This window comes from Cloacibacterium sp. TD35 (assembly GCF_028864635.1).
Taxonomy (GTDB): Bacteria; Bacteroidota; Bacteroidia; order Flavobacteriales; family Weeksellaceae; genus Cloacibacterium.
On record NZ_CP104850.1, the window covers coordinates 2,522,268 to 2,536,217 of the forward strand.

Annotated in this window: 14 protein-coding genes; 1 reads left to right on the forward strand and 13 read right to left on the reverse strand. The window is 28.7% G+C overall.

Going from position 1 to position 13,950, the window contains the following annotated elements; genetic code table 11:
• Positions 1–7: 7 nt before the first annotated feature.
• Genes N7277_RS11590 through N7277_RS11605 form a run of 4 tightly spaced genes read right to left on the reverse strand, consistent with a single transcriptional unit; the run spans position 8 to position 3,329 of the window.
• Positions 8–658 carry a ParA family protein gene (locus N7277_RS11590; protein ID WP_274779688.1) on the reverse strand — a complete coding sequence of 217 codons (651 nt, stop codon included), beginning with the start codon at positions 656–658 and terminating at the stop codon, positions 8–10.
• A complete protein-coding gene (locus N7277_RS11595) occupies positions 655–2,160 on the reverse strand; it encodes a relaxase/mobilization nuclease domain-containing protein (protein ID WP_274779689.1) in 1,506 nt (501 codons plus the stop codon). The genes N7277_RS11590 and N7277_RS11595 overlap by 4 nt, the downstream gene beginning before the upstream one ends.
• Complete coding sequence (locus tag N7277_RS11600) at positions 2,150–2,506, reverse strand: hypothetical protein (RefSeq protein WP_274779690.1); 357 nt, start codon at positions 2,504–2,506, stop codon at positions 2,150–2,152. The genes N7277_RS11595 and N7277_RS11600 overlap by 11 nt, the downstream gene beginning before the upstream one ends.
• Positions 2,507–2,534: 28 nt before the next feature.
• Positions 2,535–3,329 carry a hypothetical protein gene (locus tag N7277_RS11605; protein ID WP_274779691.1) on the reverse strand — a complete coding sequence of 265 codons (795 nt, stop codon included), beginning with the start codon at positions 3,327–3,329 and terminating at the stop codon, positions 2,535–2,537.
• 389 nt (positions 3,330–3,718) lie between these two features.
• Here N7277_RS11605 and N7277_RS11610 point away from each other — a divergent pair, with 389 nt between their 5' ends.
• The gene (locus N7277_RS11610) at positions 3,719–3,958 is read left to right on the forward strand and encodes a hypothetical protein (RefSeq protein ID WP_274779692.1); all 240 of its coding nucleotides are present in this window, start codon (positions 3,719–3,721) and stop codon (positions 3,956–3,958) included.
• 903 nt (positions 3,959–4,861) lie between these two features.
• Here N7277_RS11610 and N7277_RS11615 read toward each other — a convergent pair.
• The 9 genes from N7277_RS11615 to N7277_RS11655 form a co-directional block, all read right to left on the reverse strand.
• Entirely contained in the window at positions 4,862–6,166 is a 1,305-nt protein-coding gene (locus N7277_RS11615; protein WP_274779693.1) for an HlyD family secretion protein, read from the reverse strand.
• Entirely contained in the window at positions 6,156–8,351 is a 2,196-nt protein-coding gene (locus N7277_RS11620; protein ID WP_274779694.1) for a peptidase domain-containing ABC transporter, read from the reverse strand. Before N7277_RS11620 ends, N7277_RS11615 begins: the two co-directional genes overlap by 11 nt.
• Entirely contained in the window at positions 8,345–9,205 is an 861-nt protein-coding gene (locus N7277_RS11625) for a thiopeptide-type bacteriocin biosynthesis protein (protein ID WP_274779695.1), read from the reverse strand. Before N7277_RS11625 ends, N7277_RS11620 begins: the two co-directional genes overlap by 7 nt.
• On the reverse strand, positions 9,202–11,445 hold the full coding sequence (locus N7277_RS11630; protein ID WP_274779696.1) for a lantibiotic dehydratase family protein: 2,244 nt from the start codon (positions 11,443–11,445) through the stop codon (positions 9,202–9,204). Before N7277_RS11630 ends, N7277_RS11625 begins: the two co-directional genes overlap by 4 nt.
• Before the next feature lie 10 nt (positions 11,446–11,455).
• The gene (locus tag N7277_RS11635) at positions 11,456–12,703 is read right to left on the reverse strand and encodes a lanthionine synthetase C family protein (RefSeq protein WP_274779697.1); all 1,248 of its coding nucleotides are present in this window, start codon (positions 12,701–12,703) and stop codon (positions 11,456–11,458) included.
• Between the two features lie 98 nt (positions 12,704–12,801).
• Positions 12,802–13,011 (reverse strand): class I lanthipeptide, encoded by a 210-nt coding sequence (locus tag N7277_RS11640; protein WP_274779698.1) that lies wholly within the window; start codon positions 13,009–13,011, stop codon positions 12,802–12,804.
• Between the two features lie 26 nt (positions 13,012–13,037).
• Positions 13,038–13,247, reverse strand: a complete 210-nt coding sequence (locus N7277_RS11645; RefSeq protein WP_274779699.1) for a class I lanthipeptide — start codon at positions 13,245–13,247, stop codon at positions 13,038–13,040.
• 67 nt (positions 13,248–13,314) lie between these two features.
• Positions 13,315–13,491 (reverse strand): class I lanthipeptide, encoded by a 177-nt coding sequence (locus N7277_RS11650; RefSeq protein WP_274779700.1) that lies wholly within the window; start codon positions 13,489–13,491, stop codon positions 13,315–13,317.
• 69 nt (positions 13,492–13,560) lie between these two features.
• Entirely contained in the window at positions 13,561–13,749 is a 189-nt protein-coding gene (locus N7277_RS11655; RefSeq protein WP_274779701.1) for a class I lanthipeptide, read from the reverse strand.
• Between the last annotated feature and the right edge of the window lie 201 nt (positions 13,750–13,950).

A 13,950-nucleotide genomic window follows, 5' to 3' on the forward strand; every position in this document is an offset into this window, starting at 1 on the left:
TTTTTATTTAAAGGGTTATTTTTAAAATGCTGTTTATTTGGTCAATAATTTCATTAAAAGGCTTTTTTACGGCATATTTTTGTTCGTAGGTCAGCTTTCTGGTATCTATGGTTTGAAGGCAGTTTCTTTTGAGTACAGGATTTTCAATGAGTGTTCCATATTTTGAAATTTCTTCATCCATTTCCTTTTGGTTAGGGTATTTGTAGCCTTTGTCGTATTTGGATCTGATAAATATTCGTTCTGCTTCACTTTCCAGTAAGCCTAACAGATTTTTAAATACCAAAGTTGATTTTACCGATACATCAGAATATTCAAAAGGAATGATGATAAAATCGCTGTAAATGAGTAAATCAGTATATTTTTGGTCGAGTGTTCCTGCCAAATCAAAAAGGTTGATCTCTTCACTTTCCTTCATATTAATGAGGGTTTCAAAATCGGAAAAAGGTTGCTCTTCGTCTTCGCCAATGGTTTCTACTTCATAAAATTTTGGAAGGTCTGACTGTTCGTCTTCTTTCCATTTGTAGTAGAAGGATTTTTGAAAATCGAAATCATATACCTTTATTTTCCTTTCTGATAAAGCAGAAATGTAATTAGCAAAGGCAATGGCAAGTGTCGTTTTTCCTGTTCCTCCTTTTTGCGTGGCAAATGTGATAATCATAATTTCTTTCTTTTTTTTCTTTTTTTGAGTTCTTCTTCCGCAGGGTCTTTTGATGTTCCTGAATGTTTTGTCCATTCAAAAAACATTTCATTTACTGCTTTTGATAATTCTTTTGCTTCATTACTTTCAGTCTGGTTTATTGTTTTAGCTTCATTGGTTTGATTTGGATTTAAAAATTTTTGATATTCCTTTTCTCCAATTAATGATTGAAGTTCTCCTACATAATGCTGTTTTGCGTTAACTGCATAATAGATTCCTTCTTCTGATTTTATAATTTTAACGTTATTATTGCTTTGTGTTTTGAGATAGTTTCTTACCTCATTTTTTATCGAATTGAATACTTCCTTGCTCTTTCTTTTCTTGTTCTCGAATAGCATAAAACCCTTGGGAACATTTTCCGGATTCTCCTGCTTCAGATATTCTATCAACACTTGTTTAGAAATTTCATCTGATAAATTGTAATCTTTTAAGCTTTCAAATAGTTTCTTATCCATTACTTCGGAAGTGAATTCAAACAAATCATTCATTTTCAGAATATCACTTCCTTTGTAAATCGTTTCGGTTTTATGGTCAATTAAAGTGTAACCAAAAGGGCGGAGTCCGCCTTCCGATTTTTCTTTGCTTTGAGATTTTTCATCGACTTGATGAAAAACTACATCAATTCCAAACACTTCTCTGAGCTTTTTCTGAAGCTCGCTTTCAAATTCAATTTTAGGCTTCCAATTTTCTTTTTGTTTTTCTTCAGGAAGCATTTTTTCTAAATGTCTCCGGTCTTCCACTTTGAAAACCTTGTTAGAATATACCTCTTTATATTTATTCAAAATCGCCTTGATTTGCTTTGTTCTATTGTCATTTTTAACATTGCTGAAAACGAGCTGATTTCCATTTATTGTTTTCTCTCGAACTCCATTTTTTAGAATATCCAAAGCATTTTTATCATTTTTGTTCTTTGCCAACTTGAATCCGTTTCTTTCCATTAAGATTTCCAGTTGCTTCAACGAACTTATATTGTAGCTCAAAAGTTTGCTAATAATCTCTTCGTTGTTTTTGCCATAAATCCTTTCCTTTACATCGGTCAGCGCTTTTTGGGCTTTGAGTTTTTCATAGCTGTCGTTGAGCTTTTTCCCAGTCGATTTATCAACTCTTGTGGAAATGATGTGCACGTGGTTATTTTCGGTATCATTATGAAAAATCACGATGAACGGTTGGTTTCCGTAACCCATTTCCTGCATAAAATCTTCCGCAACTTTTGTTAATTCCTCTTTGCTGTGCTGTTGAAATTTTGTTGAAATTACCGCGTGGAATTGTGGCTTTTTTACTTTTTCATTTTTTGAAATGGATTTGAGATAATTTCTTACTTCTTCCTGACTGCTGCTTTCATTAATGAAGGAAGGAAAATTTTTCATCAGCATTAATTCACCAGCCCCTTTCTCTACTTTTTTATCATTATACTGTACACCATGAAAATTGGAACTTGCCGATCCTAAAATCTTAACTATCATCAGCTATTAAGGAGTAGATTTTGAGAAAAATTTCGTTTTGCTTTTCTTTCAGTTCAGTAATGGTTTTCAGTTGGCTTTGGAAATAATTTAATTCCTTACTGCTGATAAATTTTTGAGCGTTTGCAATTCTGGCAATCTGATTGATGTTGGTCTCAATTTTTATGAAGATGTTATCTTGTTTTTCAATGAACGTCAATATCTTTTTTCTCTCATCTTCTAAAATTCTATTTTCAACTGATGCGATGATTAAGTTGGTTAGAGTGATGTTTTTTTCTTTGCAAATTTTTTTCCAGTGTTGTTTTCTTGTTTTGGATATCCTAATTTTTATATAGTCTCTTTTTTCCATTTTTTATCAAACTCCTTGTAGCTATTTTCTATGGCAAATAAGGTTTCCTCCAGTTGGAGTATCCTTGAACTTCTCCGTAAGTATAATAGGAAGTGGACATTGCATTTAAAGAAGTCTGCGGAATTTGTATGGCATAATTTTCGAGTAAGGCAGGAAAATACTGCGTAGAATTTTCGGAATGTAGCAGAGCAATCTGATTCGGAATATAGCCTATATCGCTGTATATATTAGCAATGCTAATAAAAGCATCTCCAGTGATAGGGGCAGAATCTGAGGATCTGTAGATTTGAAAATGAACATTGACAATACCTTGAATTTTTCTGAATGTTATAGCTCCCTTTAATCCTCCGAAATTTTTGGTTCCGATGGTATAGGATTTTGAGGCGGTCAGATATGTATTAGTATTTCCCCAATAGTTCACTGGTGCAGACCATACCGAAGTTGCTGTTAGTCCAGCTGTACTGTTTGGATCTAACGTTAATACAATATAGTATTCAATAGGAGCTATCTCTTTTGAAAAAGACTGCCATAAGGTTCCGTCAAAATAATAAGGGGCTGCTTCGGTAATGTTTTTAATCTGACCTGTCAAATTTGAAGGAGGAGATGTTGCATAAACCACTGCTCCTTGCTTAGCAGATGAATACGCTTTGGCTGCTAATTGATTTCCTGTAATACGTGGTGGAATAATTCCATCATAATGACTAATATCGTTTGGCTTTCCTACAACTTCTAAAGTAGTCTCTGGAGTTTGGGTGTTAATCCCAACTTGTCCGTAAATTAAAGTTGTAGATAATACGAATAAAAGATAGCTCGATTTTTTCATCTCTTTTTGATTAAAATTCTGAGACAAAATTGAGCGTTAAAAATCTTTAAAACAATAGTATTCAAAGGGCTTGGGCTAAATAAGAATAGTTTGGATTAATCTGGATTCTCTAAAGATTAAAAAAGAATATTTTGGACTAATCTGGAAAATTAAATCCTATTTTAATGAAATAAAAAAAAATTCCGAAAGTTTATTTCTTCTTGTAGGAAGGGCAAAAGCATCTCTGTTTTTACTTTCTCAAAGTAGCGAAATTGATATTTTAGAAAATTAAAAATATTTTCAACGTAATGAAGCATATACATTGCATTTTCTAAATTCTTTTTTTTAATTATGCAGAATTATTATTTTTACTCAAATTTCATCTTTATTAAAAATGAAAATTTTAATTTATGAATTATAAACTTGAACTCAACAAACAAGGAGTTGTTCCTAATATTATTTTTCACAACATTATATTTGATTTTTTCAAAGTTAATATTGTAGAAAGATATCCTAAATCTATGGCTTCAACTCTGTCTCCAGATTTTGTTATATTCAAAGTTAGAACTTTAAATGATGAAATTATAAATACCAAAAAAGGAAATGGTCGAGTAAAATTAAAAGGAGATACTTTACTTACTTACAAATAAATAATAAAGGTGTTAAATTCTTATGAATACCAAAATAAAATCATCAATAGAGAAACTGCCAAACAAAAATTTGTTGATTTTATTTTAGGCCTAGTAGTTTCTAACTACAAAATTAATTGATGTTTATTTTTTAGTCATTAACGAAAAAATACCGTTTTTTATTTGCTATTATATCTAGCTCTATTTTAACAAAAAACAAGTTCCGCAGTTTTTTCCCCTTTTTGTAAAAAAAGGCAAGAGAGTCTTTGGACTCAAAACTTGAAAAGTTTGTGGGTACAAAGACACATCTTGCCAAACAAAAGGTCATAATTTTCAGAGCCCTAAAAATATTTCTATAATATTGATAATTAGATGTTTTAGAGATTTATTGCTTTGAAAGAAAAAATTTTGAGTAAAATATTTTGAGCCTGCGTATTTTTTACTCAGGTACTTTAATAAACCATACAGAAGTTATGCAGGTTCTTGTAATAACTGAATATAATTTATACAGGTTTAGCAGTAGAATGTTCTTTTTTACACAGGGTTAATTTTGATAGAATGTTTGCTACATTTTTACAAAAGTATAAGCAGAAGGTGTGTAAAAATCACACAGGTTCTTGTTGTAGCTAAATATAATTTATTTAGGTTTAGGAATAGAATATGTCTTTTTTATGCAGAGTGAAGTTTGATACAGTTCTCCATAACATCTTTACGCAAGTAACTGTCTGTTTGTAAGTTTAATACTCAGTTACAGCAAAAATCTGTGTCTTTTTGTGCGGGTTGAGTAATGAAAAATACTTATTTATAAATAGGTGAAATGATAACTTGTATAGAATTTACTTTTATTTTTATTATAGTTGGGTAAATTTTATGCAGGTTTTGTAAGCGGATTTTACTTTGATTTGTAATGATAATTAATTCCTATTATGATTGATACCCCAATAATTTTCTAATTTGATAGAAAAAACGCTCAATTAATCTTAAATCTTGGGTTACAATTTCAGCATTTCCTTTTAGTTCTTTATCAAAAGGAAGATTTTTATTATATGAAGTTTTAAGACCATTTGGAAGAAGAACATCTACATAATAATTACCTTTTTCATCTGGTGTAAGAGAAATATTTTGAACTCTACCTTCTACAATACCAAATTCTTGGTATCGGTAATTATCTAGTTTTATTAATACTTTTTGTCCTGAAATTACTTTTCCAGAATTTACAGATGGAATAGACATTCTGCCTACTAAAGCTTCTTTATTTGTTGGTAAAATAGATAGTACTGCTTCATCTGTTTTTACAAATTGGTTTTCTCCCAAAAATTGCTGAAAACTCACCGTTCCATTTGTAGAAGAAATAATCAAATAGTTTTGTTCCCATTGCTTCAAAGATTTTCTCAATTGTTCAAAAAGTTGTAGGGTCTGAGAAGAATAATTGATTTTATCCTTTTCAGAATTTATTGCTACACCACTTTTTGTTTTATTTAAATTATTAAGAGACTCTTCTAATTGAGAAATTGAAAGCATTATACTTTTTACATTTTGTTGGGCTTGAAGATATTTTATTCTTTCATTTTCCAATTCCATCTTAGCAATTACTCCTTGATTAAAGAGTTGTTGAGAACGTTCATAATTTTTCTTGGTTAAATCAAATTTAGCATTTTCTAAATTCAATTGTTGTTGTAATGTGGCAATTCTTCCTCTACTTTCTGATAGGCTTTGGCTAGTTGCAATATCTTCTGGAGCATAAGGCTTTAGTCTTGAAAACAACCTTTCATCCTGAAAAGCTTTTGCAAAAGAATTGTAATCACTTTGTAAATCTCCTAATTTATATTTTGAAGTTTCACTTAATGGAAAATTTAATATTTGATTGGGTGAAATAGAATCAACAATTTTTTTGAGTTTTAATACATCATTATAGTTGGCAGTTGATTGTAAAATCATTAAAACATCACCTTTTTTAACTTCTTGATGATCTTTAATAAATATTTTTTCAATTTTAGAATTTGTCCTTGTCAACAGCTTTTCAGGCGGATTTTGGGAGGTTACTATAATTGGAGCTGGTACAAATTCTGGATATTTAATGAAATAACTCATCAGCAATATCATTAGTAAAATAATAAATATAATTGTATTCCCCCAACGAATCATCCAATGTGGTGGTCTCGTAAGAATGTCTTGAACACTTTCTGAACGAAGTTCTATATTATCTAATATGTCTTTTTTAGCTTCCAAGTTCCAACTGATTTTTAACAAGTCTATAATATTCTCCTTTTTTAGCCACTAATTCTGTATGAGTTCCTTCTTCTACTACTTTTCCTTTATCCAATACAATAATTTTATCTGCATGTTTTACGGTTGAAAGACGATGAGCAATCACTATAGCTGTTTTCCCTTTAAAGAATTGCTCTAAATTTTCCATAATGATTCTTTCATTATTGGCATCTAAAGCAGAAGTAGCTTCATCAAAAAAAATATATTCTGGAGATTTATATACTGCTCGAGCAATGAAAAGTCTTTGTTTTTGTCCACCACTTATTCCGATTCCTTCATTACCTATTTTAGTGTTATAACTTAACGGTAATTCTTCAATAAAATCTTTGATGTTTGCAATTTCCACTGCTTTTCTAAGTTTTTGTTTATCAATGTAATCTTCCCCGACAGCAATATTTTCAGCTATTGTGTCATTGAAAACATAACCATCTTGCATAACAACACCACAATGTTCTCGCCAAAATCTAGGAGAAATGTTTTTGATATTGGTGTTTCCTATTTTTATTTCGCCTTTATTAGGCTCATAAAATTTCATTAATAATTTGAGTAGAGTAGTTTTACCACTTCCACTAGCTCCCACGATTGCTGTGGTTTTTTGATGAGGAATTGTGAGGTTTAAATTTTCAAAAACAAATTGGTCAGAACCAATATATCTAAAAGAAACATTTTCGATTTCAATATCTTTTTTAGGGATTTCAGAAGCATAATGTTCCTCAGTATTTTCTTCATCTTCTTTATCGTGAATTTCTGCAAGCCTTTCCAAAGAGATAGATGCATCTTGATATTGTCTAATGAAATCTATTAATTGCATTAAAGGACTATTTAATTGCCCAATAATGTATTGTACCGAAAGCATCATCCCCAGAGTAAGATTACCACTTAAAACCAATTTTGCTGAAAGAAAACTCACTAAAATGTCTTTCATTTGGTTGATAAAGTTTCCTCCAGCTGATTGCCATTGTTCCAAAGAAAGTGATTTGATTCTTAACTTAAATAATTTAACTTGTAGAAACTCCCAGCCCCAGCGTTTTTGCTTTTCGGCATTATGCATCTTGATTTCCTGCATTCCGTTGACTAGTTCAATCACTTTGCTTTGTTCTTGTGAAACCTGAGAAAACCTTTTGTAATCTAATTCTCTTCTTTTTTTGAGGAAAAATGAAATCCAACCTACGTAAGCGACAGCGCCTACTAAATATATGAGAAAAAGACGATAGTCATAAAATAAAAGGACGATGTTGTAGACTACTAAATTGACCAGTGAGAATAATGTGTTGAGTGAAGAGTTGGTAAGAAGTTGTTCAATTCTATGATGATCATTGATGCGTTGCATGATATCACCCGTCATTCTTGTATCAAAAAAACTGATGGGAAGTTTCATAAGTTTGATGAAAAAATCGGAGATAATAGAAATATTTATTCTCGTAGAAAGATGAAGTAAGATCCAACTTCTTATTAACTCAATACCCATTCTACCCAAAAATAACATTACTTGAGCCAAAAGTACCAAATAAATAAAATTTAGATCTTGGTTCTGAATCCCTACATCCACAATACTTTGAGTGAGGAAGGGAAGAATGAGCGATAATAAACTTCCTGCAAATAAACCAATAGTAAGTTGAAAAACAAATGATTTATATTTTAGTAGATACTTGGACAGAAAAGAAAAGCTGGCTTTACTTTCTTCTTCTTCAAACTCGTTTTGGTAGAATTCTGGTGTTGTTTCTATAAGTAACGCAATACCTTCTTCGGTAGTTTCATTTGCATTATTACCAATCCAGTGTCTTATAAACTCTTCTCTTCTATAAGATATTAAACCATAACTTGGATCCGAAACGTAAACTTTTTCTGATTTATCAATCTTATAAACAACTACAAAATGATTCTTATTCCAATGTACTATACAAGGTAATGGTACTTCTTCTGTTAAAGTATCAAAATCTATTTGAACTCCTAAACTTCTAAACCCTAGACTCTCAGCAGCATCACTTAACCCCAGTAAAGAACTCCCTTGTCTTGTGGTCTCACTAATGTTACGAATCTTTTGCAGAAGTATAGATTTACCATAAAATTTGCTTACAATACGTAAGCAAGTAGGGCCACAATCTTTTGCATCAGGTTGCCTATAAAAAGGAAATTTATTTAACATTGGTTTTTTCTCTCAATTGCCATTTTAGACTTATAATAGCGACATAAAAAATCATAACAAACCATTTCATGTATTCTATTTTTTGATTTAAAAACACGATTCATAGTCATGTGAATATGGCTAGAAATAAAGCTGTTTAAAGGAACTTCTAATAATTTATTAAAATTTGAAAAAACAGGTTCATTGGAAATATTAATGTTTCTACTATAAATTATTTTATATAAATCCTTGTTCTCATTTTTTTCTTCTATAGCATTTTCTATCAGTGTTCTATTCTTCCTGTATTTGTCACTTAAATTAGAATTTAGAATTTTTGATGTACCTATTTCATTTTTAAAAGATGTACTTAAAATCTCCATTAAATTAATTTTTTCAACCAACTCGTATTTAAATAAGTCTAAAAAAGAATCAATAGATTTTAATGCAAAAAGCCACCTTAAATTTTCATCTTTAAAATTGTATAAAAATTTTGATACCATTAATGTGTCGTAATAAAAAACTTTCTCTGAAAACTCCATTGTATTTAATCCATACCTCTCAATTTCTCTATTATAAGTATCAATTTGTACCTTCCAGATAATAAATTCCTCAATTAATGGACTTAACAAACCATGCATAGCGACTAATATACTACCTAAATTTTTTATATCACAATTAAATCTGATTCTTAAATGAAATTTTGGATCATTATATCGAATAAAAAACCAATGATTAATTATTTTTTTTTCTATCATTTCATTTGCAAAACTAAAAATGGTATTATTAAGTATATCATCAGCTGATTTTGTACCTACATATATTTTATAATAAATCCATTCACCACCTATAATATTATAAACATTTAATCTTTTCATTTTTTATCATTGATTTTTGTAAATGTCATAATTACTTCATTTGTAAAATGATTTCCTTTTTTATCTTTTACTATTGAATCTTTGCTTAGGAATATAAACTCATTTAGTTTAATAAATAATCGGTTTTTAATTACATCAACAAACATCTTTACATAACTTATATTATTTGTATTTATCAAAAGTTCATTATCACCATCTGATAAAAGGATATAATCTGGTAAATTAAATTTCGATTTCAATTTTTCTATTTCGTATTTTAAATCAACTATATTTTTTGAATTAATTAGTGATTTATAATCATCAGCTTCTAAAATCCATGTAGCATATGATAAAATAACATTATTGTACTCTATTCTTGGTATAAATTTATATAAATTTTCAAAAACACTTAAATCAAAGAAAACCCCAGTTAAATTATTTACTGACTGCGACTGCAAATCGCATAAAAAGTTATAGATAGGTAGAGAATTAGAATTAGAGTAATTATGTGCATTGGTTAATTTAGGTATAATTTCTTTGTTATATAACTTAGATTTTAAAAAAATCTTATTATTTTTAATTGACACCGTAATATCGTCCAAAGAAATTTGATTCTCTTTTGGCTTTAATGATCTAGCTAGATAGGGAATTTCAAAACTTCTTAAATCTGGTCTTGAAAGAATATTTCCAACTCTAGCCTCAGGTAAATGAACAATTTCTGCTATTATTTTATCACTATTATTCTCAATGCTTATTATTTCATTTACATATTCATGAATTTTTTGATCCGCATGACAAAACCTAGCAAGCAAATTTGCTCCACTTCCTCCGCCCCCACCACTGAATTTAATCTTGTGATTGTTTTCCTCTTTAATAATCTCTAACATGAAAGAAATTGTATCAGGTAATTCATCAATTGAGATGTCAGGTAAAAAAGAAAAATCACTGTCATCAATTTTAATTACTTGTTGATGTAGTTCAATACTTTTAATTATTTTCTTTTGGATTATTTTATCAATAGTTGACCATTTAATTTCTTGAGCATCTTTATAATCAAAAGGTTGAGAAATAAACAGATCATCTATTAAAGGATTATCATCATTTGATTGAGAATTTTTGCCATATCCTATTCCTATTTCTGGGTCCAAAACTTGTAAAATAGGTACTTCATGACCTTCATATCTTTCATAAAAGGATTCCTTAAAATTGTCTAAATTACTTTTATTTCTTTTTTTTCTAATTTTATTTAAAAAATAAATAGTGCTCAGCACTTCTTTAGTAATAATCCTATTAATTGTATTTTGTTCGTTTGATAACACTAAATCACATTGAAATAAATATTTTAAATCATATTTATAGTCTTCTCTTTCTTGAATAATTTGACTTATGTCAATATATTCATTAATATCATTTCCAATGTTCAAGTCAATATTTTTTAATTTTTCCTCAATGGTATTTATGAAATTTAAATATAAATTATTGGGGGCTCTTTCATTTAATATATTGCGTAATTGAGAAAAAAATTCCGTGCCAGTTACTGAAGGCTCTAATTCACTGACTAATACTTGAGAGTCAATTAGCTCTTCAATAAATTCATATGCTGTTTCATTATCTATGTCCTTGTCAGTAATCAATGCTATAGCTTCTTCAATAAATAAACCATTCTTACTATTTTGGATGATTTTATCAAGATATTGAGATGCTTCTACAGCAACAATATCATAATGCCTATTATTTTTTTTATAATAATATTCAATATATCTATATTTATCGTTTACCTTATAAAGACTTGAATTAGGAAAAAATTTAAGTTTCTTTTTTATATCATCATTTTTTAGCATTTCATAAGAAAGAAATACAACATAATTCATATCAAGTCTTGTGTGGCGCATATATTTTTGATTGTTACTCAGTAAAATATTAGTTAAATCTGAATACTCACCGACAGAACACCCTGCAAATAATCCGTAAGGTGTGCAACGTGAACACATGCGAGAAATATATTTTAGTACGCTATTCTTTAAACGTTCTTTTTTATCTATACTTGTAATTTCATCTTTTAGAAACTTTTCAATTTGAAAATATAATGTTGGAGAAGCCAAAAAAATACCTTCAATTATCTTTTTATCTTTTAAAATCTCTTTAAACTTTTCATCAGAAATTATATCTGGGGAAGATGATAAGTCAAAAAAATAATTAATTGGTAAAAGAGGGGTTCGTAATATATATTTGTTAGTAGGGATATATTTTTCCTTTTTCATAAATTTTGCTTTATTCTAATAAGAATATAGATTGCCAATTAAAATTAGATTTTTCTTTTAAAATATTATCTAATAAAAAAACACCTATGCCAGTAATTCCGTCTAAGATCCCTATCGCTTGAACTAACTCTCCTTCTCCATTATATTTCATAAACCCAGCTAAACCATCATCATATTTAGCTTTTAAAAGGGTTTCTTTTGTAAATTTCACATAAAGATCTTCAAAATTTTTATCTTTAGTAATTTTATACCATTTACAATGATTGTACGCAACACTTGCTGTACCATGACAAAATCCAGCATCATATCTATCTTTATTAATTAAAGCGGACTCAATATCATTTCTTTTTAATGTAGATAAAGCAATTTGATTTGACTTATCAATTAAGAAATCATCTTTTAACAAATTTCCAGCTTTATATAATGCGTAAGAAACAGATTGATCACCATAACACCATCCTAAATGAATGTTATAAAAAGCCGTTTTTTTATTTACTGCAATACTTGGAAATTTGCAAAAACTTTTATCATTATCGTTTTCAAATAATAATATTGTATTTGTACTTTCAATAAGCGCTTCACGAACTTTTAAATTCTGAGGGAATTTTTCTAAAAATTTTATTAAAATTAATATATAAGAAACATGTCCATGTGCTAAACCTAAGTTAGTTTTCTGAAAACTTTCAGAAATTTCAGTTACATCTCTCAGATCATAAGCATTTTGTCCGTCAGATATAATTATTTCAGAAATTTTTTCAAATAAAGAAACAATTTTGTTTTTTTCAGAAATTTTTTCGAATCTTTCTAATGTATAATAGGCTATACCTAAAACACCATGTAGAAAATCAATCTGTTCAACCTTTTGTTTATGCTCTAAATTGTCAATATAGGAAAGAAAATAATCTACTGTATCCAGCAATATCTCATCAATTATTAATAAATTATCCTCTAAATCTAAATTTTTAAAGTTACCAGTTTTTTCTAAAATATTTAGCATGAAACCAATACCTGAAACACCAGAGCTAAAAGTTGTTCCAATTTTTTGATCACTTTCATTTATATGTTCAAAAATATATTCAATTATTTTTTCAATATACTCTAAATATTTTTTTTCATCACTATATAAATAAAGCATATAATAAAATAAAGGAATTCCGCTTAAACCTGTCATTAATGAAATGTCACTTCTAAATGGTTGTTTTTTCCAATTTATATATATAGAATTTTCTATTTCATAAATTTTTTCTTCAATTTTCATACAATTAAAACAAAAGAAGTTGTCACAAAAGTCTATGACAATTTGAATAATGCTAAGATCATTTCTTTCGAGACAACTTCTTATTTGAAATAAAACAATTAGTTTATTTGCTCTTGATAAGTTGGAGTCATAGGATCTACTGGACAATTATTTGTTTTAGATGGTCCAGCACTACCACTAGTACACCAACAACAAGTAAAATCGTGCCATGTGCTACTATCTGAACCTCCTCCTTGAATTGAAGCAGATTGTTCTTTTGTAAGTTTTGTAATTTTCTCTTTGTTTAATGTTAGTTTTTTCTTTTTCATAAAATATAAATTTAATATTAAAATGTTTATTCTATCTTTGTAATATCTTGTGATGTACATGTATTCCAAGAATCCTTAGTGTCATCACCAGTAGTACACCAACAACATGTAAAGCCATTATTTGTACTATACGCAGAACCTGTCGGTCGCTCGTTTCCACCTTGAATGATGGCAGATCGATCTTTTGTTAATTTGGTTACTTTCTCTTTGTTTAATGTTAATTTTTTCTTTTTCATTATAAAAAATATTAAGGTTTAGTTAATTTTAATTATTTGACTTCTAATTGCTTTCAATTAATTTTTATTAGCCAATTGCTTCTACCGTCCATGGTTTAGGTCCATCATCACCTCCTGTACAAAGACAACATGTAAAATCATGATTTGTACTTTTTTGTGAACCACCTCCTTGTATTAAAGAAGATTGTTCTTTTGTAAGTTTGGTTACTTTCTCTTTGTTTAATGTTAATTTTTTCTTTTTCATTATAAAAAATATTAAAGTTTTTTTGTGTAGAGACTTGAATTAATTTTAATTACTAAATAATATTTCAATCTAATTTGCTAATTCTTCTGTTGACAAACAAGAAGTTCTTGAAGGTTCATAATCACCTCCTGTACAAAGACAACATGTAAAATCATGATTTGTACTTTTTTGTGAACCACCTCCTTGTATTAAAGAAGATTGTTCTTTTGTAAGTTTGGTTACTTTCTCTTTGTTTAATGTTAATTTTTTCTTTTTCATTATAAAATATATTAAAATTTTTGTGTAGAGACTTGAATTAATTTTAATTACTAAATAATATTTCAATCTAATTTGCTAATTCTTCTGTTGACAAACAAGAAGTTCTTGAAGGTTCATAATCACCTCCTGTACAAAGACAACATGTAAAATCATGATTTGTAATTTTTTGTGAACCTCCTTCTTGTATAAAAAAGATTGTTC

Excerpts from the sequence above, each read along its gene's own strand:
- N7277_RS11595 (WP_274779689.1), bottom strand. The coding sequence starts at position 2,160 with ATGATAGTTAAGATTTTAGGATCGGCAAGTTCCAATTTTCATGGTGTA.
- N7277_RS11635 (WP_274779697.1), bottom strand. The coding sequence starts at position 12,703 with ATGAAAATTGAAGAAAAAATTTATGAAATAGAAAATTCTATATATATA.
- N7277_RS11600 (WP_274779690.1), bottom strand. The coding sequence starts at position 2,506 with ATGGAAAAAAGAGACTATATAAAAATTAGGATATCCAAAACAAGAAAA.
- N7277_RS11645 (WP_274779699.1), bottom strand. The coding sequence starts at position 13,247 with ATGAAAAAGAAAAAATTAACATTAAACAAAGAGAAAGTAACCAAATTA.
- N7277_RS11605 (WP_274779691.1), bottom strand. The coding sequence starts at position 3,329 with ATGAAAAAATCGAGCTATCTTTTATTCGTATTATCTACAACTTTAATT.
- N7277_RS11650 (WP_274779700.1), bottom strand. The coding sequence starts at position 13,491 with ATGAAAAAGAAAAAATTAACATTAAACAAAGAGAAAGTAACCAAACTT.
- N7277_RS11625 (WP_274779695.1), bottom strand. The coding sequence starts at position 9,205 with ATGAAAAGATTAAATGTTTATAATATTATAGGTGGTGAATGGATTTAT.
- N7277_RS11620 (WP_274779694.1), bottom strand. The coding sequence starts at position 8,351 with ATGTTAAATAAATTTCCTTTTTATAGGCAACCTGATGCAAAAGATTGT.
- N7277_RS11610 (WP_274779692.1), top strand. The coding sequence starts at position 3,719 with ATGAATTATAAACTTGAACTCAACAAACAAGGAGTTGTTCCTAATATT.
- N7277_RS11655 (WP_274779701.1), bottom strand. The coding sequence starts at position 13,749 with ATGAAAAAGAAAAAATTAACATTAAACAAAGAGAAAGTAACCAAACTT.
- N7277_RS11590 (WP_274779688.1), bottom strand. The coding sequence starts at position 658 with ATGATTATCACATTTGCCACGCAAAAAGGAGGAACAGGAAAAACGACA.
- N7277_RS11640 (WP_274779698.1), bottom strand. The coding sequence starts at position 13,011 with ATGAAAAAGAAAAAACTAACATTAAACAAAGAGAAAATTACAAAACTT.
- N7277_RS11630 (WP_274779696.1), bottom strand. The coding sequence starts at position 11,445 with ATGAAAAAGGAAAAATATATCCCTACTAACAAATATATATTACGAACC.